A 23,325-nucleotide genomic window follows, 5' to 3' on the forward strand; every position below is an offset into this window, starting at 1 on the left:
CTTTTTGTCTACTATGCCTTCAAGTACCAATGGGCTTCTGGCACCTTGTCCAGGTTGACGGATATAGTCTTGAAATTGCGCCAGCGTCAGCCATAGCGCACGGGTGATATCGCTGTCGTGAGGCGTGACAGCACAACAGTCATCCAGTTCTAAAGCAAAAGTGAAGCGTAAAAAATCGGTTTTACTGCGTGGCGCTGACCACTGGTAAATTTTGACTAGGCGTTCTATTTGGGCATGTTCAATGCCGGTTTCTTCCCACAATTCACGCTGCATTCCGGCGAGCAGGCTTTCGTCTTTTTCCAAATGCCCGGCAGGTTGGTTCAGTGTCAAAACGCCGTTATCCCACTCTTCAACAAACAAAAATTTGTCTTGGCAATGCACCACGCAAGCTAGGGTGATATTGGGTTTGTGCATACATAATATCCTTGTTATTTTACGACTAACTGAAGCCTTTGAAATAATTGAGCCCGTTCAGCCGCTGACAAAGTGCGGTATTGACCGCTGCTTAAGCCATCTAAATCAAACCCAGCAGTTTCTGCTCGAATCAGGCGCAGAGTTGGGCAGCCAATATGCGCAGTCATGCGTCTGACTTGGCGATTACGGCCTTCGTGGATTTGCAGCTCCAGCCAGCAGGTCGGAATGCTTTTCCGTTGCCGAATCGGTGGAATGCGTGCCCATAATCCTGTCGGTTCGGGAATTAAGCACACTTTAGCAGGTAACGTTTTACCGTCGTTTAACATCACCCCTTGTCGCAAAGCTAAAAGTGCGGTTTCATCGGGAATATTCTCCACCTGCACCCAATAAGTCTTTGCCAGTTTAAATTTCGGATCGGTTAAGCGATGTTGTAATTTACCGTTGTTGGTCAATAACAGCAGTCCTTCACTGTCGCGATCTAAACGTCCAGCCGGATAAACTGAGCGAATGGGAATATAATCTTTCAAGGTCGTTCGTAGCTGATCTGCGCTGAATTGAGTCAGCACATCAAACGGTTTATTGAATAAAACGACTGTTGTTTCGGCAAGTGATACGGCAGCCGTCGGTTTTCTCGGGGCAACAGCCAATTTTTGTGTTGCTCGCACAGTGCGGCGAGTGAAAGTGCGGTCAGGCGTGTCAGATTTAGCCATAATGTTAAAAAAATATTAAAAAAATTGTTAAAATGTGATGTGAATAAAAGAAATAATTTAAGAAAAACTATACTATGCGCTGGGTTGAAGATACAGTATCTTTTTAAAAATTATTTCACCAAACTATTTCACCAAGTAAATCACGGAAAGGAGTCAATATGCAAAGCAAAGTTGTGGTCCCTACACAAGGAACGAAAATCACTCTGGATAGCCAAGGGCGCTTGAATGTGCCGGATAATCCGATTATTCCGTTTATCGAAGGGGACGGCATTGGCGTTGATGTTACACCAGCGATGCGTTTGGTGTTGGACGCAGCAGTAGAAAAAGCTTATGGCGGTAAACGCAAAATCGAATGGATGGAAGTTTATACCGGTGAAAAATCCACTAAAGTGTATGGCGAAAACGAATGGTTACCACAGGAAACATTAGATTTGATTAAAGAATACCGCGTCGCCATTAAAGGTCCGCTGACTACCCCGATCGGTGGCGGTATTCGTTCACTTAACGTGGCGTTGCGTCAATTGCTGGATCTATATATCTGTTTGCGCCCGGTGCGTTATTATGAAGGCACACCAAGCCCGTTAAAACACCCGGAATATACCGACATGGTGATTTTCCGTGAAAATTCCGAAGATATTTATGCCGGTGTTGAATGGCAGGCAGGCACGCCGGAAGCGGAAAAAGTGATTGATTACCTAACCAAACAGATGGGCGTGACTAAAATCCGTTTCACTGAAGAGTGCGGTATTGGTATCAAACCGACGTCAAAAGCCGGTACGCAACGTTTGGTGCGTGCTGCGATCCAGTATGCGATCGACAACGATCGTGAGGTGGTGACGCTGGTGCATAAAGGCAACATTATGAAATTTACCGAAGGCGCATTCAAAAGCTGGGGCTATGAGGTGGCGCAACAGGAGTTCGGTGCAGAATTGCTGGATGGTGGTCCATGGATGCAGTTTAAAAATCCAAAGAGCGGTAAAACAATCACCGTTAATGATGTGATTGCCGATGCATTTTTGCAGCAAATTCTGCTGCGTCCGAAAGAGTATGACGTAATCGCCACGATGAACCTCAACGGTGACTATATTTCCGACGCTTTGGCGGCACAAGTGGGCGGCATCGGCATCGCTCCAGGCGCTAACATCGGTGATGAATGTGCGATTTTCGAAGCCACGCACGGCACTGCACCGAAATATGCCGGACAAGACAAAGTCAATCCAGGCTCTTTAATTCTGAGCGGTGAAATGATGTTACGCCACTTGGGCTGGCTGGAAGCGGCAGATTTAGTGGTATCCGGTATGGAAAAAGCCATTTCCAACAAAACCGTCACCTACGATTTCGAGCGTTTGATGGACGGTGCAACGTTGCGCAAATGTTCCGAATTCGCACAGGATATTGTCGATAATATGTGATTTTAGCTATAGAAGACAAAAGCCACAGCTTGATTAATCAGGTTGTGGTTTTTTTGTTATGGTGTGACTTGATATCAGATTAAGGATAGATTTTAGAATGATGCATTATCGTAATGATATATATTGAATTATCCGTGACTTCATATACGACACGATAACCGTTAGGATAAACTTCCCGCGTTCCTTCAATTATCCCTTTTACTCCCATTAAAAGGAGCATAAGCAAGTAAATCGATTGTTTTGGTTATTTCGTTGACAACGTTGTCTGCGGATACTACGCTCATGGTAAATTCGTAAATCCACTCGGTAATTTCATAGATATTTTTAGTTGCTACAGTAGAATATTCAATCTTAGGCAACCTGTTTTGCATGTTTTTCTACCAGTTTGGCTAAGGTTTGCTTAATACCTGCATGCACTTCTTGCGGCGAATGAACCCTGCCGGCCTTTATATCTGCCTGACCTTGAGCAACTCGTTCCTTAAGCGCCGCTTGATATTCAGGTGTCATGTCTTTCAATTTTTTTATCATACACCAATCCTTCTATTTATTGTATTTGTATAATGCCTGATTTTTACCGTCTTGGTCAAGGGCTAAGGATTAGCCTAATAAATACAGTAAATTGACACTCACCACGCCGAGTACCACGCTCAATAAAGTGTTACGCAGCCAAATATAACTGGCAAGCACGACAGCTAACGCAGCGATCTCATACAGCAAAGTCGTAAAGCCACTGGATAAGGAAGTTGGGATATTCAGGCTGCTGAACAGCAAAATCAGCATAATACACAACGGTAAGCTTTGATTCAGACTTTGCAACCAGCCGAGTTGTAGCCAACGCTGTGGCAAAAACAGTGGCAGTGCTCGGCACAGCAACATCACCGATGCCATGGCGGCAACAGTCAGTAGAATTGTGATGGTATTCATCCGATTTTTTCCTTAGGCAGTTTTTCACCGAGCTGTAAGTTGTAGCGCACTAAAATCACTAAAATACAGCATAAAATCGCAGCTAGCATCACCCAACCGGGTGCTAACAATTTGCATGCTATAAAGGCAAATAATGCGAGCAGCAATGGAAAAATATGACGGTTCTGGCGATATTGTTCGTATGCTAAAATAATGAACAGACAGGGTAGGGCAAACGCCAAGTGCGGTATGGCATTGGCAAGTTCAGCACCCAATAAGGCGCCGATCAGCGAGGCGGAAACCCAGTAAAATTGACATAAGAAATTGATTTTAATTATATTATTCTGGCGCTGATGTTGTTCTTGGGTGGTGGCTAATGCATAGCTTTCATCGGTGATCGAAGCCGTGCTATACCAACGTTGCCAGCCTTTTTTTGGTAAATCGGGGTGCAGTGCCAAAGTATAAAACAGTTGACGCAGGCTGATTAATAAAGTGCCGAGTACCAGTGGTAAAAAACCGGCGGCGCCGGCAAACAGTGGGATGGCGGCATACTGCGCTGCACCGGAATAAACCACAACGCTCAACAGCACAACTAACCAAACCGGCAAGCCGGCGCCAACGCCCAAAATACCGTAGGCAACTCCGGCAGCGTAATATCCCATCGCAATCGGCAAAGTGAGTTTGATTAAATCGCGCCAACTGGCGGTGGGAGAGTGGACATGGTTGTTTGCAACGTTCATTTTTCGAATAATCATTGTTATTTTGCGGACTAACCGATAGTCTAATCAAAACCTATTTTGAGATCAAGTGAACGGAGACGTTATGCAAACTGCAGTAATTTGGGGCAATCTGGCGCAAATGCCAACACAGGTTGAATTACAGTGCTATCTGCCGAAGAGTTTATTGCACGCTGCTAATAGCAATAATGCCCGTCGGCAGCAGCGGCGAAAGTGCGGTATTTTGGCGCATTTTTTGCTGGCTAAATTGCTGGAACACTTTCAGCAGCCGTTGAGTTTGCTCGAACAGATTCAACGCACCCCAAGTGGTCGTCCCTATTTTGCCGATACGCCGCAAATTGATTTTAACATCAGCCATTCGGCAGATTGGGTGGCGGTGGTGATTTCAATTGCGGAAAAAAGTGAAAGTGCGGTGGCGGTGGCGATTGATATTGAAAGCCCACAAAAAACACGCAATTTTAACGGGTTATTACGGTTTTATGCTTCGCAACAAGAACAGGACTGGTTTGCGGCACAACCGCACTTAGAAGCCGCATTTTACCGCACTTGGTGTCTGCGTGAAGCCGTGTTGAAATCGCAAGGGGTCGGCATTGTCAAACTACGCTCAGTTATTCATCGCCCCGACACATTACAAATTGAATGTGCTTACGCACCGCAAGGCAAGCTGTTTTTTACCGACGAATTGCCATTTTATCTCGCTTATTTTTTATCACAAGCAGACGAACACGCACCGCAAATTTTGGTCTGGCAAAATGACATAAATTCTGCTAACTTGACAAAACAGTTCATTTATCAAGTCAATAAGGACAAAATATGACAGCAAATCAGAAAAATCGCCGTCCGCTGGCAACGCGCAGTAGTCGTTGGGCGCAGGCGTTAGCCAAAAACTTAGCGCAGCGCGGCATACCAACCCCGAATCAAATCTCTCTGCTCAGTATCGCATTTGCCTTACTCGGCGGGTTATTGTTGGCATTTTTGCCCAATGCTGTCGGGTTGATTCTGACCGCACTTTTGATCCAATTGCGCTTACTCTGTAACTTATTAGACGGCATGGTAGCAGTAGAATGCGGCAAAAAAACGGCCAATGGTGTGCTGTATAATGAAATTCCGGATCGTATAGCGGATTCGGTGTTGATCTTGGCGTTCGGTGTAGCTGTCGGGCAGCCATGGTTAGGTTGGTTGGGTGCCTTATTAGCGGCGCTGAGTGCTTATATCCGTCTGCTTGGTGGTTCGCTAGGATTGGAACAACGTTTCAGTGGTCCCATGGCAAAACCGCACCGCATGGCGTTGCTGACGGCGGCGTGTTTAATCGGGGCGCTGGAATGGCAGCTATGGCACAGTCAATATGCGTTATGGTTGGCGCTGGTGTTGTTGATTGTTGGTACATTACTGACCTGTATTTTGCGGACACGTGCGATTTCCCGTGAATTGGAAATGCAAGCGAGGTCAACATGATTGCCTCCTTACTTGCTACGCTAACCAAACTGTTGATCGGTGCTTATCCCCATTGGCGCAATAACTTGCCGAGTGGGCAACAGCGGATCTATTTTGCCAATCATACCAGCCATTTGGATACATTGGCGATTTGGTCGTCTTTTAATGCGGAATTTCGCCAGAAAATCCGACCGGTTGCGGCAAAAGATTATTGGGATAGAGGCGGATTGCGTGGCTTAATCGCCAAAAAAGCACTGAATGTGGTGATGATCGATCGCGAAGGCAACAGCGATGATCCGTTGCAGCCGCTATATGCCGCACTTGAGCAAGGAGATTCATTAATTATTTTCCCGGAAGGCACTCGCTCTGCCGAAAGCGAGCCGGCAGCGTTTAAATCAGGATTGTATCACTTGCGACAGCGTTATCCGCAAGTGGAGCTGGTGCCGATTTATCTGGATAACACGGGCCGCAGTTTGCCGAAAGGTGCATTTTTACCGCTGCCGTTTACCTGCTCGGTCACTTTTGGCGAGCCGTTACAGGTTGATGCGCAATGGGATAAAGCCGAGTTCTTACATCAAGCTAGGCAAGCGGTGATCGCCTTGTCACAACCTTTGTCGCAATCAGCAAAATAGGAGCTGCCGATGTTGAATTTTTTAAGTGAAGCCATAAACAGCATTCCGAGCAAATTTTGGTGGGTGCTGAGCGGGATGTTGACATTATTGCTGATTGCAACCGTCATCGGACGTTGGCTGGCGTATAGAAAAAGCGGTGATGTGATCGATAACCTGAACCATCGGATTAATGCCTGGTGGGGCATGGTGGCGATTTTAGTGCTGTGTTTTATTTTTGGTAAAGTAGCAACGTTGGTGTTATACGGTTTGCTCTCGTTTTTCGCCCTGCGCGAATTTATCACCCTAACCCCAACCCGTCGTGCCGATTATTGGGCGTTGGTGTTTTGTTTTTATGTCGCCATTCCACTGCAATATTGGCTGATCGGCATTGAGTGGTACGGACTGTTTGTAATGTGCTTGCCGGTGTATGGCTTTTTGATTCTGCCAGCGATTCAGGCGTTATCCGGCGATACGCAGGCTTTTTTTGAGCGCACCACCAAGATCCAGTGGGGTATGATGTTGACCATTTACTGTTTGAGTTATGCGCCGGCACTGTTATTGTTGCAGAACTTAGAGTTTCAAGGACAAGGTTTGCTGCTGTTGATGTATCTGTTGATCGTGGTGCAGTTGAGCGATGTATTTCAATATGTGGTCGGTAAATTGTTCGGCAAACATAAATTGGCACCGAATGTCAGTCCGAGTAAAACGGTTGAAGGCTTGTTCGGTGGCGGTGCGATTGCGGTGGCGATCGGTACCGCACTTTGGTGGATCACGCCGTTCAGTATCGGCTATGCTGCGCTGTTTTCGTTAGTGATAGTGATTTGCGGCTTTCTTGGCGGTTTGTCGCTGTCAGCCGTCAAACGCAGCATGGGCGCCAAAGATTGGGGCACGATGATTTCCGGCCACGGTGGCATTATGGATCGCATTGATTCAGTGCTGTTTGCCGCACCGGTATTTTTCCATCTGGTGCGTTATACCTATTTTTAAGACTCTTTTTAAGACGCTCAAGCGCATATACTAAAAAGTGCGGTCAAATCATCAGACTTGACCGCACTTTGTGCTTTAAGGCTTAAAGAGATTACGCCAGCAGTTTATTGATACGTTTGATAAACGCTGTTGGGTTCTCCAAGGCACCACGTTCGGACAGCATCGCTTGGTCGAACAGCAGCTCGACCCATTCGCCAAAGGCATTCTCATCGGCAGTATCCGCCGTTTTCTTGACCAGCGGATGTTCCGGATTCAACTCAAACGTATATTTCACTTCCGGTACCGGTTGTCCGGCAGCAGCGAACAATTTCGCCATTTGCGTGGTCATCTGATCGTTATCGGTGGAGACAATCGCCGGTGTATCGCTCAGGCGGTGAGTCAAGCGCACCTCTTTTACCCGCTCGCCCAGATAGCTTTTCACCCGCTCGATAAATGAACCGAAGTTTTTATCCTGCTCTTTTTGTGCTTCTTCTTGCGCTTTATCCGCCAGATCGCCCAGATCCAAATCGGACTTCGTCACCGATTGCAGCGGTTTGCCGTCAAATTCGTTGAAATAGCCCAATGCCCACTCGTCAATCCGGTCGGACAGCAGCAAAACTTCGATGCCTTTTTTATTAAACAGTTCCAAGTGCGGGCTGTTTTTGGCGGCGATGTAGCTGTCGGCGGTAATGTAGTAAATCGCCTTCTGCCCCTCTTTCATGCGTGCAACGTAGTCTTGCAATGAGACGTTTTGCTCGCTGCTGTCGTTGTGAGTGGAAGCAAACCGCAGCAGTTTAGCCACTTCTTGCTGATTGGCGTGATCTTCCGCTAAGCCCTCTTTCAACACCAAGCCGAACTCTTGCCAGAAGTTTTGGTATTTTTGTTTATCTTCATCTTTTGCCAATTTTTCAATCATGCCCAAGGCACGTTTGGTCAGCGCTTTGCGCAGTGCCGCAGTGACTTTGTTGTCTTGCAACAGTTCACGCGACACGTTCAGCGGCAGATCGTTGGAATCGATCAAACCCTTGACGAAACGCAGGTAGTTCGGCATAAATTGTTCCGCATCGTCCATAATAAATACCCGTTGCACATACAGTTTCAAGCCGTGTTTGTGTTCGCGGTTGAATAGATCCCAAGGGGCTTTGGTCGGCAGATACAGCAGGCTGGTGTACTCTTGTTTGCCTTCGACTCGATTGTGCGCCCACAGCAGCGGATCGCTGAAATCGTGGCTGAGATGCTTATAAAATTCTTGATACTCTTCATCGCTGATCTCGGCTTTGTTGCGGGTCCACAATGCTTGTGCTTTGTTGATTTTTTCCCATTTAACGCCGGTTTCTTTGCCTTCGTCATCGAACTCTTTGACCAGTAGTTCTACCGGTAGATCAATATGATCAGAATATTTACTGATGATTTGACGCAAACGCCAGTCGTCGAGAAACTCTTTTTCATCTTCACGCAAATGCAAAGTGATTTCGGTGCCACGTTCGGCTTTTTCGATGTCGGCAACGTCATATTCGCCTTCGCCGGCAGACTGCCACAACACGCTCTGAATCGCACTTTCCCCGGCGGCACGGCTTTTCACGCTGACTTTGTCGGCAACGATAAACGCAGAGTAGAAGCCAACGCCGAATTGTCCGATCAGTTTGCTGTCTTTGGCTTGATCGCCGCCCAAGCTGTTAAGAAATTCTTTGGTGCCGGATTTGGCAATGGTGCCTAGGTGATCGATAATTTGTTCACGGTTCATACCGATACCGTTATCGCTGATGGTCAAGGTGCCTTTGTCTTTGTCGGCGCTGACCCGCACTTTCAGATCGCCGTCGCCTTCGTATAATTCGGGAGCGGACAGGGCTTTGAAGCGCAATTTATCCGCTGCATCGGAGGCGTTGGAAATCAGCTCGCGCAGGAAGATTTCTTTATTGGAATAGAGGGAGTGAATCATCAGTTGCAGTAACTGTTTGACTTCAGATTGAAAACCACGAGTTTCTTGATTAGTGCTCATTGTTATTTCCTGTTTTTCTTTAGTTAAACAAAATTTGGTTAGGATTAGATATGGGAGCGGTTGGGGGGATTTCAAGGGGAAAAGTGCGGTTTGGTTTGATTTACACTTTTCGTTTAAAATTTAACTATCGGGTTTCGCCGATGGCGACTTTTTTAATCACTATCGCTATTTCGCCTCGCGACGACCATACTTTTCTTTGCTTGTGCAAAGAAAAGTAGGCAAAAGAAAGCACACCCTAATGAACTGCTGATCTTCGCTTAGTGTGAATTTGCTTAACGGAAAATTTTTAATGCGCCCGCTACGCGGGCAAACTCGCTTCGCTCAAACAAAAAAATTTCCCTACAAATTTCACACCCGCTCAGGCAGTTCACAAGGGAATCCGAAAAACACGACGCAGAATACAAGATTTTAATTGTGACGGAAGTATTGCCCTAAATGTAGGGGCGCATTGAATGCGCCCAAGATATAACGACTTAATTATAAATAGAAAAATCAAAGTGCGGTGCGGTTGGTTTTCAATTCCCCATCTGTAGTGCCTGAGCGTTTGCGTGAAGATTTCAAGGTCAATTTGTCGTGTCCGAAGCCTGCGTAGCAGGCAAGTTTACAAATTGACCGTAGAAATTAGCAAAGGCGAAGATCAGCACTACAACTGGGGTGTATTTTTTTGCTTACTTTTTTTGTACAAGAAAAAAAGTAAGTCGCCATCGGCGAAACTCGATAGTTAAATTTTAAATGAATGAAAAAAAGAAAGTGCGGTATAAACCAAGTTCAAACCGCACTTTGTGGCTTTTATGCGTTTTCCAAGCGCCAGCTACCGTCTTGTTCAATATATAACAGACTGGTATGGAAACGTTTTAAGGTGGAGCGGTGGCCGACGCTGATCACGGTGCTGTTTGGCAGTTCTTGCAGCAGCAGACGGTACATCGCGTCTTCCAAGCCTTCGTCCATACTGGCGCTGGCTTCATCTAAAAAGATGATTTGTGGTTTGTTCAATAATACTCGGGCAAACGCAATGCGTTGCTGCTCGCCCAACGACAGAATTTGGGTCCACTCCTCATGGCGGGTCAGTTTTTCGCTTAAATGTGCTAATGCGACTTTCTGTAACACCGCTTCCTCATGTTGATAATCGGCTTTCTGCGGCGCAGGATTTGGGTAGTATAAGGCATCCAACAAGCTACCTTGTGGTAGATACGGTTTTTGCGACAGAAATAGCGCATTGCTTGGTGTCGCGATTTCGCCGTCGGCATATGCCCATAACCCGGCAAAGGTTCGTAACAACGTGGTTTTGCCGACACCGGAAGCGCCTTGAATCAGCAAACGGCTATTGGATGCTAAATCAAGATTTAACTGTTTAATTAACGGAGCGTGTGACGGCGTTTTTACGGTTAAATCAGTAACTTGTAATCGATCGGAATGTTCGTGAATCGTCGGCATTGGCAATTGCTCAGCGCTGCGCATGGCGCTGTTGAAGCCAGTTAGACGATCCAACGTGGCTTTATATGCGGCGAAATTATCATACGAATTGCGGAAAAAGGAGAGTGCGCTGTCCAATTGACCGAACACATTGGCGGTTTGCATTAAATCGCCTAACGAAATTTGTTGGCTAAAAAAGCGTCCGGCTTGAATCAGAAACGGAAAAATTACCGAGGTTTGGCTGACGACAAAGTTGAAACCAGAGAATTTCAGGGTTCGATACACAATCTGCCAGACGTTGGCAATCACCCGATCAAACTGGTTCAGCAAAATAGAGCGCTCAGTTTTCTCGCCCTTATAAAATGCAATACTTTCGGCATATTCCTTGATTCGAATCAGTGAATAACGGTAGTTTGCATTCAGTTTTTCACTCAAAAAATTTAAGCTAATCAATGGACGCCCGATTTTAAAAGCGAACAGTGAGGCGATTAATACGTAGCTAAATGAGATAAACACCATACCGTGCGGAATCTCGATGTTAAAGATGGAAAGTGACCCCGATAGTTTCCATAAAATCAAGGTGAATGCCACAATTGAGGTAATTGCACTGATTAATCCGGTGGAAAAACTGAGTGTGCTGCTGACGAAAGATTGAATATCTTGTTGAATCCGTTGATCGGGGTTATCGAGCTGATTGTAGCTGTATTGGGTTTTATAATAAGTGCGGTTTGCTGTCCATCGATCAATAAATCGCTGATTTAATTTAACTCGCCATTGAATAATAAAGCGTTGTGATAAATAAAAATTGGTTAAACTGAGTACAATATGAATGCTTGCTAACACAGTAAACAATACAATTGAACTCCAGAACGTATTTACATTCATTTCTTGCAGTGCGGTGTACATCGTATTGTACCAATTTGAAAACAATACACTCAAGCGCACTGCCATTAATGACAGCAGCACAATGATCATAAAGAGAATAATGGCTTTTAGATTATTTTTAGGATCAATATAATCTGCCGCCAATTGCCAAAATTGCTTGCCCCAACGGCTGAATTTGATCAAAAAAACAGCTAGCATGATTAAAAACAAAAAGCTGCCAAAAAAAGCCTGTGTTAACCAGAGCGCCGAGTCAAAAAGTTCTTGTCGTAAATTCATAAAAATCCAGATTTAACATATAGTAAGCATTTGATTCTCAAATAGCGAAAAAGTTTAACAAAAAGCTAAAATTTTTCTGTAAAAAATATTGAGTTTGTTTTAAAAGTTTGCACTATAACAAACTTTTAGCGAGACAACACGAGTATAATAGCACCAGTTAATTTTTCTAAATAATCTATAGGAGATGTTATGAGTGATATTGCTATCACGATTAGCCTACTGGCTTTGGTTGCCGTGATCGGATTATGGTTGGGGCATTTAAAGATCAGAGGTATTGGAATCGGTATCGGCGGGGTGCTGTTCGGCGGAATTTTAGTCGGACATTTCACCTATAAATATGGGTTGACGTTGGAATCTCACACGTTGCATTTTATTCAGGAATTCGGCTTGATCCTGTTTGTGTATACCATCGGGATTCAAGTTGGGCCGGGTTTCTTTGCCTCGTTGCGGCAGTCGGGGCTGAAGCTGAATCTGTTTGCGTTGATGATTGTGCTATTGGGTGCGCTGCTGGTGATTGTGCTGCACCTGCTATTTGGCGTTGAATTGCCGATTATTCTGGGGATTTTCTCTGGGGCCGTGACCAACACCCCGTCTTTAGGGGCTGGGCAGCAAATTTTGGCAGAGCTGGGCATGACCAACATCACCGAAACTATGGGGATGGCGTATGCGATTGCTTATCCGTTCGGGATCTGCGGCATCTTATTGGCAATTTGGCTGATTCGTCTGTTCTTCAAGATTAAAATTGACGAGGAACATCAGCAATTTGAAAAAGAGTCGGGGCATGACAAAGAGAGCCTGAGCAGCTTGAATGTGAAACTGAGCAATCCGAATATCAGTGGTTTAAAAATTCGTGATATTCCGGGATTCGAAGCCAAAAACGTGTTGTGTTCTCGTTTAAAACGCGGTGATGAATTGATTGTGCCGCATGCGGATACGCAAGTGGAATTGGGCGATATTATGCATTTGGTCGGAGATATGCCGGATTTGCATCGAGTGCAGTTGGTGGTGGGTGAAATTGTAAAAGAGTCGCTTTCCACTCGTGGCACCGAATTACGCTCAGTGCGGGTGGTGGTTACTAACGAACAGGCGCTGGGTAAAAAAATTCGTGATCTGAAGATAAAACAGAAATATGAAGTGGTGATTTCACGCTTAAACCGTGCCGGGATTGAATTAGTGCCAACCAGCAATACCAGTTTGCAATTTGGGGACGTGTTGAACTTGGTCGGACGCCTTGACGCTATCGAATCCGTAACCGCAGTGATCGGTAATGCGCAGCAAAAATTACAGCAAGTGCAAATGCTACCAGTATTTATCGGGATTCTGTTGGGCGTGCTAGTTGGCTCGATTCCAATCGCCTTGCCGGGTTTCCCAGTTGCCTTAAAATTGGGCTTAGCGGGTGGCCCGTTAGTCGTTGCGCTTATTCTTGCTCGAATCGGCAGCATAGGCAAACTCTACTGGTTTATGCCACCGAGTGCCAATCTAGCATTGCGTGAAATCGGGATAGTCCTCTTTTTATCGGTAGTCGGCTTAAAAGCCGGTGCGCACTTCCTCGACACCCTGTTAAGCGGTAGCGGCATGGAGTGGATGATGTATGGCGCCATTATCACCTTCGTTCCGTTGATGGTTACTGGGGTTATCGCCCGCATCTACGGCAAAATGAACTACCTCACCTTAAGCGGCCTGCTTGCCGGCTCCATGACCGACCCACCGGCATTGGCATTCGCCAACGGCATCAAAGAAAACAGCGGTGCCGCCGCCCTTTCCTATGCTACCGTCTACCCACTGGTGATGTTTATGCGCATCATCTCACCACAGGTGCTAGCCGTTTTGCTGTTGTTGTTTGCGAAGTGATGAGGGAAGGTGTTGTTTATTGTAAAACATTTGAATAAATTAGTATTAATGGTGCTTGCTACGTTGTTTCGTGACCCATGTTATTTGCGACAGTAAAACTTATAACCCCCATGCTGCTTTATGTTGTGGTGATCCAATTATTACCGCCCTTTGCTTTTGGGCAAGGGAGCTGGTTAATTAGACCGTCTGAAAGCGAGATGGCTTATCCAGGAGGATTATAATTGAATACTCAATATATCGCCCATGTGCGTCAAGCCGATGGTGCCAAACAATCAGTTGCTACCCATCTGTTTGAAACCGCTGCAATCGCTAAGATGCTGGCGGCCAAACTGAATTTGGATTTAGCGGGTGAGTTGCTGGGGTTGATGCATGACTTCGGTAAATACTCGCTGAAGTTTCAAAAATACATTCATGACGCAACGGGTTTGCATAATCCCGATTTGGATGATGAAGAAAGCACGCCGAACGGCAGCAAGGTGGATCATTCCACAGCAGGAGCGCAATGGGTTTATCGTGCGTTGAGAAAATTCGGTGCGCAAGGGCAAGGGGAATTGTGCGGGCAGGTATTGGGGCTGTGCATTGCTTCGCATCATGGCGCGGGCTTGATTGATTGTTTGGATGACGAAGGCAATGTGGTTTGGCAAAAGCGGTTTGACAAGGATGATGCTTTAACCCATTTGAGCGAATGCGAGCAAAATGCCGATTTGGCGGTGGCGCAACAAGCAAATAAATTGGCGGATAAAGCCTTGTTGCAGCAAATGCTCGCTCCGCTAAAAGCCATTTTGAAATCTGAAAATCAAAGCCATACAGTCACAGAGTTTTACCTGGGCTGTTTTACCCGTTTTTTATTCAGCTGCCTGATTGATGCCGACCGCATTAACAGCGCCGATTTTGAATATGAACACCACAAATCACTACGTCGATTATCAGAAAAACCGGATTGGCAGCAGGCCATCGACAAGCTGGAAAGCAAACTGGCGGCGTTTGAGGCTCGTTATCCGATTGATGAAATCCGCCAACGAATTTCTAAAGTTTGTCTGGATAGGGCAAGCGACCCACAAGGCATTTATACCCTCACCGTACCCACAGGCGGCGGCAAAACGCTCGCCAGTTTGCGTTATGCCTTGCATCATGCCAAGCAGCATGATTTAGACCGCATCATTTACATCATTCCCTATACTTCAATCATTGATCAAAATGCCCATGCGGTTCGCGAGATACTGGGCGAGGAATGGGTGCTGGAGCACCATTCCAACCTTGATCCGGAAAAGCAAAGTTGGCAAAACAAACTACTATCAGAGAATTGGGATAAACCGATAGTCTTCACCACCATGGTGCAATTTTTGGATGCTTGGTTCGGCGGCGGTACGCGAGGTGCGCGGCACATTCATCCGATGACCAATAGCGTATTGATTTTTGACGAAATCCAGACTTTGCCGGTGAAATGCGTGCATCTGTTTTGCAATACGCTCAACTGGCTCACCCAATTCGGTAACAGCAGTGCAGTGTTGTGCACAGCCACTCAACCTTTATTGGACGAATCCGGCTTGGAAAAATTTCCGCAAGACGACCAAAACAAAGTATGCGCAAACGGTTTGTTAAAGTTGGCGGACAATGCGGAAATCATGGGCAAAAACGCAGATATCGCCCGGTTGTTTGATGATTTGTCGCGGGTGGAAGTCTGCTTCAATGAAAAAGTAGGCGGTTGGCCGGTGGATGAAGCGGGCGAATTTTTATTGGAACAGTTTCAGACGGCCTCAAGCTGCTTGTTTATTGTCAACACCAAAAAATGGGCGCAGCAGCTTTATCAATATTGCCAGCAACATGATGTGCCGTCTGAAGTCTTGTTTCATCTGAGTACCAATCAATGTGCCACGCACCGCAAGGATTTGTTTGCTCGAATGAAACAGCGGCTGCAAGCAAAGTTGCCGGTACTCTGTGTCAGCACCCAATTAATCGAAGCCGGTGTCGATATTTCGATGGCTTATGTGATTCGCGCCTTGGGTGGATTGGACAGTATTGCCCAAGCCGCCGGGCGTTGCAACCGGCACGGTGAAAAAGAGGGCAAGGGCAAGGTGTGGGTGCTGAACCTGCAAGAACCGGATAATCTGGCCAAGCTACTGCCTGATATTGATGTGGGTCAACAGCAGGCAGCGCGGGTGTTCCGTGATTTCGCAGGACAGGATATTTTGCAACCCAGTGCGATGGAGCGCTATTTTGAATATTACTTTTACCAACGCAGCGGCGAGATGACGTATCACGTTGCAAACAGCACTTCAGGCAGCCTGTTGGATTGGTTGAGTAATAACCGCCACAATGTGTATGCCGCCAAAAACGATAAACGCAAACAAAACAAACAATACCCTTTGCTGATGCAGTCGTTCAAAAGTGCGGGGCGGGCATTCCAAGCGATTGATGCGCCTACGCGTGCGGTGATTGTGCCTTATGGCGATGGTAAAGAATTGATTGCCCAATTGTGCGGCGAGTACGACCCTAAACAGTTTTACCGCTTATTGGCGCAGGCGCAGCGCTTTAGTGTAAATGTGTTTCCCCATGTTTGGGACAAATTGCTCAAAGAAGAGGCGATACGGCCAATCGCGGATACGGGTATTTACTATTTGAAAGAACCCTATTACAGCCAAGAATACGGCTTGGCGGTTGATGAAGTCGCACCGATGGATTTTTTAAACGCTTAGGAGAATTATGAAAAATAAAATCAGTTTTTGCGTATGGGGGCGGCAGGCCTTGTTTACTGATCCGGTGACCAAAATCGGCGGCGAAAAATTCAGCTATCAAGTGCCGACTTATGAAGCGATAAAAGGCATCGTCCGCAGTATTTACTGGAAGCCGACATTGATCTGGCATATCGACCGCATCCGGGTAATGAAAGCGATTCAAACGCAGAGCAAATCGACCAAACCGCTCAATTGGGACGGCGGCAATACCTTGGCGATTTATACTTTTTTGCAAGATGTCGAATATCAGGTGGAAGCCCATTTTGAATGGAATCTGCACCAGCCGAATTTGGTTGAAGACCGCATTCCCGCCAAACACCTCGCCATTGCCGAACGGATGCTGGCGCGTGGCGGCAGACAGGATATATTTTTGGGCACGCGCGATTGCCAAGGCTATGTTGAGCCGTGCGAATTTGGCGAAGGCAAAGGCTTTTACGATGAAGTGCCGAATTTGGATTTCGGCTTGATGTTCCACAGCTTCGGCTATCCCGAGGAAACCGGAAATAATGAATTGGTCAGCCGTTTTTGGCGGGCGAGTATGCAAAACGGCGTAATTGAATTTCCGTCTGTCGATGATGCAGACCGTCTGAAAACCCGTTTTATCCGCCAAATGCTGCCTGAAAAATCCTTTGGCCGCGGCGAAAACCTTAAGGCGGTGGAAGAGGAAGCGAAGGAGCTTGGGTTATGAGTTGGATACAGAAACTTTATCGGACGTATGAATATGTACAAGCTAAAGGGCTGGAAGATGAGGACTTGGCTTTACCTTTTCATATGCCCAAAGCGGTTCATTTGAAAGTGGTATTGAATGACAAGGCGGAATTGGTTCATGCCGAACGTTTTGAGAGCAAGAAGCAAGTTCCTATCCAAGTAACTGAAAAGTCATCAAAGCGCTCTGGTTCAACGATTGCTGCATATGCCTTGCATGACAGCTTGCAATATCTTGCAAAAACAGCAGAGAAATATTTAACCCTTGAATATTTGTCAAAATTGGCTATGCAAAAAGCTGGAGCAAAGGGAGGCGCAAAATGGGCAAGATTTTTGTCCGATTCAGATGAAAATAAGCAACAATTTATAAATTCAGAAAAGGGGAAATATCAGAATGGTTTTTCATTTTATGAAAATCAGTTATCGGATTGGGTGCAAGAAACTGATTTAAAAGAGATTGAGATTGTTTTGCAATATGTGCAAAAAGGCTCTCTCATTGAAGATTTGCTTGAGAAAAAAACTTTCTCTTTTGAGAATAATATTCTTATGTCAGAAAAAGATGACCCATTTGATTTAACAATTGTATGGGCTGTGGAAATGGAAAATGACCTCCATTCAGATCTATGGAGCAAAAAAAGTATTCAAACTGCATGGATTGAGCATCAAGAAAGTAAAAGCGAAAAAGAAAGCGTTAAGCAAAAAGATTTATGCTACATCACAGGTGAGCAAGATTATCCTTCAGAGGCTTACCCTAAAATTATAGGTAATGCTAAGCTGGTTTCAGCTAATGATACAGATGGCTTAACTTTTCTTGGGCGTTTTTTAACAGATAAGCAAGCTGTAGTCTTAGGGAATGACGTATCTCAAAAAGCATTTAATATTTTGAAATGGCTAATCAGTCGCCAAGGAATCAAGAATGGCGAACAGGTCACCGTTGCTTGGGCAATCAACGGTGAAACCGTACCTTCCCCCTTGCAAGATAATTACGACCATCTTGATGCTGATGATGATTTGGCGATTGTAGAGACGAGCGATGAAAACAGGCCGTCTGAAAGCAGCAACCCAAAAGATTGGTCAGCCAATATTGGTCAGACAGCCGCCGAACTGATTAAAAAGAAACTGCACGGCTTGAAAGCACAATTAAATGAACATGAGCAGATTTCTTTATTGATGTTGGATTCGGCCACGCCGGGGCGTATGGCATTAACCTATTATCAGGAGTTTTTGCCTGAAAACTATTTTGCCAATCTGGATGCTTGGGTAGATGATTTCTCTTGGTATCAACGCTATTTATATGAAACACAAGATGGCAAAAAGAAAAAAATGATTTTGGAGATTATTCCGCCATCACCAAAAAACATTGCTCAAGCAGTATATGGCAGAAACCTTAGCGATAAATTGAAAAAGCAACTTTACGCCCGCTTGTTGCCTGTCATTGCTGGTGGAAGAAGTGTGCCGATACCCAAAGATTTGGTACAACAAAGTTTTCAGACAGCCTGCAATCCTTTCACAAGGTATCAAAACAAAGACGGAGAAAAGGAGCAAAAAGAGCATTGGCAACGCAATATCGGCGTAGCCTGTGCCTTACACAGGGGCTATTGGGCTCGTTATCACAATTCATCACAACGGAGAAACTACTCTATGGCTTTAGATAAAGAAAACCATTCACGCGATTATTTATACGGTAGATTGATTGCTCAAGCCGAAAAATTGGAATGGTACGCCTTGTATTTGCAAAATGGTAAGAAAGCACCTACGAGGGCAACCAATGCAGAACGTTATTTTCAGCAGTTTGCCCATCAGCCATACAGCACATGGCTGAATCTTGAAAAATCTCTGGTTCCATATAAAAATTATTTAACCAGTCGTGGAAAAGATTTTTATAAACAATCCATTGGAGAGGTTATGGATTTGTTTGATACAGAGGAATATAAAAATGATGGGAAATTAAGCGGTGAATTTCTGCTGGGTTACCATTGCCAATTGATGGAGATAAATCGTCAAATTGCCGAGCGTCAAGCCACTAAGCAAAAGAAAATCGAAGCAAGTGAATAAATAACCAACATTCAAAGGAAAAACCAATGAGCTTAACTAAAAAAATCGACTTCGCCCTGATTATCGGCGTACAAAATGCCAATCCCAATGGCGACCCCTTAAACGGAAACCGCCCCCGTGTAGATGTTTCAGGCAAGGGGGAAATGACCGATGTCTGTCTGAAACGCAAAATCCGCGACCGTTTGCAAGATAGCGGCGATGCTATTTTTGTGCAAGCAAATGAGCGAAAAGATGACGGAATGGTGAGTTTGAAAAATCGTTATGATACTTTCTTAAAACAACTGCCAGAGGTAACGGATGAAGCCCAAGAAGAGAAAAAATCCAAAAAAGGAGCAGAAGTTAAAAAAGACGAAATAGCAAAGCAAGCTTGCAAAAAATGGCTGGACGTACGCAGTTTTGGCCAAGTATTTGCTTTTAGCGGAAAAGATGAAAGTGGTGTTTCTATTGCAGTACGTGGCCCTGTTACCGTTCATTCTGCATTTAGTATTGAGCCTATTATCATTACAAGTACACAAATTACCAAAAGTGTTAATGGTGATGGGGATAGTGATGTGAAGAAAAGCTCCGACACCATGGGCATGAAACACCGTATCGACAAAGGCATTTATGTTGCCTATGGCGCCATGTCGCCGCAATTGGCGGAGCGCACCGGTTTCAGCGATGACGATGCCGAAAAAATCAAAGCCGTGCTGAGCAAATTGTTTGAAGGCGATGCCTCTTCCGCCCGCCCCGAGGGCAGTATGCAGGTATTGAAGCTGATTTGGTGGGAGCACAACTGCAAATCCGGTCAATATTCATCCGCCAAAGTACACGGCAGCCTGAGCGTGAATGCAGACGGCAGCTATGTGCTGAACAATTTGGACGGATTAAAACCCGAAGAGATTGACGGCTTCTAACCATGCGCACCATCTCCCTCTCCGCCCTGCAACACTACGCGTTTTGTCCGCGTCAATGTGCGTTGATCCATAACGAGCAGGTATGGGCGGAGAATTTTTTGACCGCACAGGGCAGGGCGTTGCATGAGCGGGTGGATTCGGGCGAGCCGGAAACCCGCAAAGGCATTCGCTTTGAACGCAGCGTACATGTATCAGCGGAAGCCTTGGGTTTGAGCGGTATTCTCGATATGGTCGAACACGAGCTGGCAACAGGCCGTCTGAAACCGGTGGAATACAAACGGGGCAAACCTAAGCCCGAGCATTGGGACGAAATCCAGCTTTGCGCGCAGGCTTTGTGTTTGGAAGAAATGACCGGCAAAACGGTGGACGAGGGCGCATTGTGGTATCAGCAAACCCGCCACCGTGAGCCGATATTGTTTTCAGACAGCCTTAGGCAAGAAACATTGGCAGTGATTGCCAAAGTGCGGTCGCTGCTGGAAAGCGGCGAAACCCCACTGCCTGTGTATGGCAAGCATTGCAAGGCGTGTTCGTTGTTGGAGCTGTGCCAGCCTGTTTTGTTGAAGCGGGATAGGTCGGCAGCTTATATCGCCGCTTTATATCGGGAGGAGAGTGATGCGTAAATTGCAAAACACACTTTACATCACCACCCAAGGCACTTACTTGCATAAAGAACGGGAAACCTTGGTGATTGAAAAAACCGTTGAAGGCGAGCGGCAGAAGCTGTTGCAGTTGCCGATGCATTCGATTGCGCATATTTTCTGTTTCGGTAATGTGTTGGTGTCGCCATTTTTGTTGGGGTTTTGCGGGGAAAATAATGTCAATCTGGCGTTTTTTACCGAAAACGGGCATTATCTCGGGCGGTTGCAGGGGCGGCAGAGTGGCAATGTGTTGCTGCGGCGGGCGCAGTATAAGGTGTCGGAGCAGCATCCGGTGGCGATTGCGCGCAATATCATTGCGGCGAAAATCCAGTCGTCGAAGCGGGTGTTGCAGCGCAGGCAGCGTAATCATGGCGAACATGACGAGGTTCAGACGGCCATTAGTGCTTTGAATTTCAGTTTGAGCCAATTGCAGCGGGCGGATAATCTGGCGCTGATTCGCGGCATTGAGGGCGATGCGGCTTCGCGCTATTTCGGCGTATTTCAGCATTTGTTGACGGAAAAGTGCGGTTTTGTGTTTAACGGCCGCAACCGCCGCCCGCCGCGTGATCCGGTCAATGCGCTGCTGTCGTTTCTGTACAGCGTGTTGGGCAAGGACATCAGCGGCGCGCTGCAAAGCGTGGGGCTGGATCCGCAAGTCGGTTTTCTGCACGCCGACCGGCCGGGGCGCGACAGTTTGGCACAAGATATTTTGGAAGAATTCCGCGCTTGGTGGGTAGACAGAATGGTGCTGAGCCTGATTAACCGCGGCCAAATCCGCCTACAGGATTTTGAAACGGAAGCCAGCGGCGCAGTGAATATCAAGGCGGATGCACGCAAGCTGTTGTTTCAAAGCCTGCAAGCCAAAAAGCAGGAAAAAATCATTCATCCGTATTTGCAGGAAGAAGTGGAAATCGGCTTACTGCCTTATATTCAAGCCATGTTGCTGGCGCGGCATTTGCGTGGTGATTTGGCCGAATATCCGCCGTTTTTGATGAGGTAGCCCATGCTGATGCTGATTACTTACGATATTTCGCTGGCAGACCCCGAAGGCCAAGCACGCCTGCGGCGGATTGCCAAACTGTGCCTAGACTACGGCGTGCGCGTGCAATATTCGGTATTCGAATGCGACATCGCCCCCGACCAATGGGTGAGCCTGAAAGCCAAATTACTGGCAATTTATCAACCCGAAACCGACAGCCTGCGTTTTTACCACCTCGGCAGCAAATGGCGGCGCAAAGTGGAACACCATGGCGCAAAAGCTGCGGTAGATATATTCAAAGATACACTGATTGTGTAGCGCGCTAACCTGTTGTTCTCATAAAAATGCTGGGAGATTGGCGATGGTTGATTTCTTTAACAATTTGGATAGAAAATAGTTATTTTGCTATGCTAAAATAACTTAAAGTGCTATCACCAAAGTAATTGGCGAAATAAGGTTTTATTAGCCTTATAGAACAACAAATTACAGGTAGGCACTCGCTCCTTCGCAGGAGCGTGAGTTGAAACTACGACCTTTCCCACAAGCCAAAGCGGCAATGTTTCACTCGCTCCTTCGCAGGAGCGTGAGTTGAAACACACTGAATAGACCACGGCCTTGCTTGTCTGAGACTCGCTCCTTCGCAGGAGCGTGAGTTGAAACAATCTGACAATTTTGGAAAACTTCAAGAATGTGACTCGCTCCTTCGCAGGAGCGTGAGTTGAAACATCCACAATGATTAAGAGATGATCGGCGTGCAATCCTCGCTCCTTCGCAGGAGCGTGAGTTGAAACTAATGTTATCAACAATAGACTTTACAACCCGATCTCGCTCCTTCGGGAGCGTGAGTTGAAACATACTCACCGTAGATGACATCTCGCATGTCGAGGACTCGCTCCTTCGCAGGAGCGTGAGTTGAAACCGATCAGATTACGCCGATCCGCGTCCTTAATTTTGCTCGCTCCTTCGCAGGAGCGTGAGTTGAAACCGCCAATAGCAAACGCCAAACCACTGGATATATGCGCTCGCTCCTTCGCAGGAGCGTGAGTTGAAACCAGCTCATCGGCGATTTGATTATCACAAGAATAACTCGCTCCTTCGCAGGAGCGTGAGTTGAAACACGTTCTTGTGCCAGAGTGTTAATCAACTGCTGGTCTCGCTCCTTCGCAGGAGCGTGAGTTGAAACTGCGGAAAAATCAAATGGGAAAATGGAGATTGGACTCGCTCCTTCGCAGGAGCGTGAGTTGAAACATTCGTCATGGCGGCTGCCTCCAAATTCGTTGTGTATCTCGCTCCTTCGCAGGAGCGTGAGTTGAAACAATGGAAAATTCAATGTCAGAATATCTCCTGAATCTCGCTCCTTCGCAGGAGCGTGAGTTGAAACGTGGTGCAATTGATAACGCAATACAAGAGGTAAAAGCTCGCTCCTTCGCAGGAGCGTGAGTTGAAACCAGCTCATCGGCGATTTGATTATCACAAGAATAACTCGCTCCTTCGCAGGAGCGTGAGTTGAAACAGCTTGCCCAACGATCAGGGCAATTTAAACGTTCTCGCTCCTTCGCAGGAGCGTGAGTTGAAACATACACTCCTCGACAACTTCCTTTTCTACTTCATACTCGCTCCTTCGCAGGAGCGTGAGTTGAAACCGTCTGGTGGTAAGAATGGCTCTCCGCCAGAAGCCTCGCTCCTTCGCAGGAGCGTGAGTTGAA

21 protein-coding genes and 2 CRISPR repeat arrays are annotated in these 23,325 nt (G+C 46.3%); of the genes, 13 read left to right on the forward strand and 8 right to left on the reverse strand.

From position 1 onward, the window contains the following. A partial coding sequence (locus tag FHQ23_RS06905) for an NUDIX domain-containing protein (RefSeq protein WP_139613661.1) occupies window positions 1–414 on the reverse strand: 414 nt, incomplete at its 3' end. A gap of 14 nt (window positions 415–428) precedes the next feature. Then, window positions 429–1,124, reverse strand: coding sequence for a pseudouridine synthase (locus FHQ23_RS06910; protein WP_139613662.1), 696 nt, complete (start codon window positions 1,122–1,124; stop codon window positions 429–431). A gap of 158 nt (window positions 1,125–1,282) precedes the next feature. Between FHQ23_RS06910 and icd the strand changes: the two genes are divergently transcribed. Then, a complete protein-coding gene (icd, locus tag FHQ23_RS06915) occupies window positions 1,283–2,536 on the forward strand; it encodes an NADP-dependent isocitrate dehydrogenase (protein ID WP_139613663.1) in 1,254 nt (417 codons plus the stop codon). 79 nt (window positions 2,537–2,615) lie between these two features. Here the strand turns inward: icd and FHQ23_RS12555 are convergent, their stop codons facing one another. From FHQ23_RS12555 to FHQ23_RS06930, 4 genes are all read right to left on the reverse strand, one after another. Continuing rightward, window positions 2,616–2,756 (reverse strand): type II toxin-antitoxin system RelE/ParE family toxin, encoded by a 141-nt coding sequence (locus tag FHQ23_RS12555; RefSeq protein ID WP_326480812.1) that lies wholly within the window; start codon window positions 2,754–2,756, stop codon window positions 2,616–2,618. A 131-nt stretch (window positions 2,757–2,887) separates the two neighbouring features. Beyond that, entirely contained in the window at window positions 2,888–3,064 is a 177-nt protein-coding gene (locus FHQ23_RS12380; protein WP_176552272.1) for a hypothetical protein, read from the reverse strand. Window positions 3,065–3,133: 69 nt separating this feature from the next. Then, window positions 3,134–3,460 carry an AzlD domain-containing protein gene (locus FHQ23_RS06925; protein WP_139613664.1) on the reverse strand — a complete coding sequence of 109 codons (327 nt, stop codon included), beginning with the start codon at window positions 3,458–3,460 and terminating at the stop codon, window positions 3,134–3,136. Continuing rightward, window positions 3,457–4,179, reverse strand: a complete 723-nt coding sequence (locus FHQ23_RS06930) for an AzlC family ABC transporter permease (RefSeq protein ID WP_176552273.1) — start codon at window positions 4,177–4,179, stop codon at window positions 3,457–3,459. The genes FHQ23_RS06925 and FHQ23_RS06930 overlap by 4 nt, the downstream gene beginning before the upstream one ends. A gap of 82 nt (window positions 4,180–4,261) precedes the next feature. Between FHQ23_RS06930 and FHQ23_RS06935 the strand changes: the two genes are divergently transcribed. The 4 genes from FHQ23_RS06935 to FHQ23_RS06950 are packed head-to-tail and all read left to right on the forward strand — an operon-like array spanning window position 4,262 to window position 7,208. After that, window positions 4,262–4,993, forward strand: a complete 732-nt coding sequence (locus FHQ23_RS06935; RefSeq protein ID WP_139613666.1) for a 4'-phosphopantetheinyl transferase family protein — start codon at window positions 4,262–4,264, stop codon at window positions 4,991–4,993. Then, complete coding sequence (locus FHQ23_RS06940) at window positions 4,990–5,631, forward strand: CDP-alcohol phosphatidyltransferase family protein (protein WP_139613667.1); 642 nt, start codon at window positions 4,990–4,992, stop codon at window positions 5,629–5,631. Before FHQ23_RS06935 ends, FHQ23_RS06940 begins: the two co-directional genes overlap by 4 nt. After that, entirely contained in the window at window positions 5,628–6,242 is a 615-nt protein-coding gene (locus FHQ23_RS06945; RefSeq protein WP_139613668.1) for a lysophospholipid acyltransferase family protein, read from the forward strand. The genes FHQ23_RS06940 and FHQ23_RS06945 overlap by 4 nt, the downstream gene beginning before the upstream one ends. A 9-nt stretch (window positions 6,243–6,251) precedes the next feature. Then, window positions 6,252–7,208 (forward strand): phosphatidate cytidylyltransferase, encoded by a 957-nt coding sequence (locus FHQ23_RS06950; RefSeq protein ID WP_139613669.1) that lies wholly within the window; start codon window positions 6,252–6,254, stop codon window positions 7,206–7,208. Between the two features lie 91 nt (window positions 7,209–7,299). Here FHQ23_RS06950 and htpG read toward each other — a convergent pair whose 3' ends face one another. After that, window positions 7,300–9,186 (reverse strand): molecular chaperone HtpG, encoded by a 1,887-nt coding sequence (gene htpG, locus FHQ23_RS06955; protein WP_139613670.1) that lies wholly within the window; start codon window positions 9,184–9,186, stop codon window positions 7,300–7,302. Between the two features lie 789 nt (window positions 9,187–9,975). Continuing rightward, entirely contained in the window at window positions 9,976–11,760 is a 1,785-nt protein-coding gene (locus FHQ23_RS06960; protein ID WP_139613671.1) for an ABC transporter ATP-binding protein/permease, read from the reverse strand. Window positions 11,761–11,949: 189 nt separating this feature from the next. On the opposite strand from FHQ23_RS06960, the gene FHQ23_RS06965 reads away from it, so the two are divergent. From FHQ23_RS06965 to cas2, 8 genes are all read left to right on the forward strand, one after another. Then, window positions 11,950–13,611 (forward strand): putative transporter, encoded by a 1,662-nt coding sequence (locus FHQ23_RS06965; protein WP_139613672.1) that lies wholly within the window; start codon window positions 11,950–11,952, stop codon window positions 13,609–13,611. 221 nt (window positions 13,612–13,832) lie between these two features. After that, window positions 13,833–16,307 carry a CRISPR-associated helicase Cas3' gene (gene cas3, locus FHQ23_RS06970; protein ID WP_139613673.1) on the forward strand — a complete coding sequence of 825 codons (2,475 nt, stop codon included), beginning with the start codon at window positions 13,833–13,835 and terminating at the stop codon, window positions 16,305–16,307. Between the two features lie 7 nt (window positions 16,308–16,314). Beyond that, a complete protein-coding gene (gene cas5c / locus FHQ23_RS06975) occupies window positions 16,315–17,034 on the forward strand; it encodes a type I-C CRISPR-associated protein Cas5c (protein ID WP_139613674.1) in 720 nt (239 codons plus the stop codon). Continuing rightward, window positions 17,031–19,106: a type I-C CRISPR-associated protein Cas8c/Csd1 gene (cas8c, locus tag FHQ23_RS06980; RefSeq protein ID WP_139613675.1), complete on the forward strand. Its 2,076-nt coding sequence runs from the start codon at window positions 17,031–17,033 to the stop codon at window positions 19,104–19,106. Before cas5c ends, cas8c begins: the two co-directional genes overlap by 4 nt. Window positions 19,107–19,132: 26 nt before the next feature. After that, window positions 19,133–20,002 carry a type I-C CRISPR-associated protein Cas7/Csd2 gene (gene cas7c / locus FHQ23_RS06985; protein ID WP_139613676.1) on the forward strand — a complete coding sequence of 290 codons (870 nt, stop codon included), beginning with the start codon at window positions 19,133–19,135 and terminating at the stop codon, window positions 20,000–20,002. A gap of 2 nt (window positions 20,003–20,004) precedes the next feature. After that, window positions 20,005–20,622: a CRISPR-associated protein Cas4 gene (gene cas4, locus FHQ23_RS06990; protein WP_139613677.1), complete on the forward strand. Its 618-nt coding sequence runs from the start codon at window positions 20,005–20,007 to the stop codon at window positions 20,620–20,622. Beyond that, complete coding sequence (gene cas1c, locus FHQ23_RS06995) at window positions 20,615–21,640, forward strand: type I-C CRISPR-associated endonuclease Cas1c (protein ID WP_139613678.1); 1,026 nt, start codon at window positions 20,615–20,617, stop codon at window positions 21,638–21,640. The genes cas4 and cas1c overlap by 8 nt, the downstream gene beginning before the upstream one ends. A 3-nt stretch (window positions 21,641–21,643) precedes the next feature. Then, window positions 21,644–21,937: a CRISPR-associated endonuclease Cas2 gene (gene cas2 / locus FHQ23_RS07000; protein ID WP_139613679.1), complete on the forward strand. Its 294-nt coding sequence runs from the start codon at window positions 21,644–21,646 to the stop codon at window positions 21,935–21,937. A 178-nt stretch (window positions 21,938–22,115) separates the two neighbouring features. Next, a CRISPR array of direct repeats spans window positions 22,116–22,411; the repeat unit is 31 nt; unit sequence CTCGCTCCTTCGCAGGAGCGTGAGTTGAAAC. Window positions 22,412–22,507: 96 nt separating this feature from the next. Beyond that, window positions 22,508–23,262: a CRISPR direct-repeat array (repeat unit 31 nt; unit sequence CTCGCTCCTTCGCAGGAGCGTGAGTTGAAAC). Window positions 23,263–23,325: the final 63 nt, after the last annotated feature.

This window comes from Testudinibacter crocodili (assembly GCF_006228025.1).
Taxonomy (GTDB): Bacteria; Pseudomonadota; Gammaproteobacteria; order Enterobacterales; family Pasteurellaceae; genus Chelonobacter.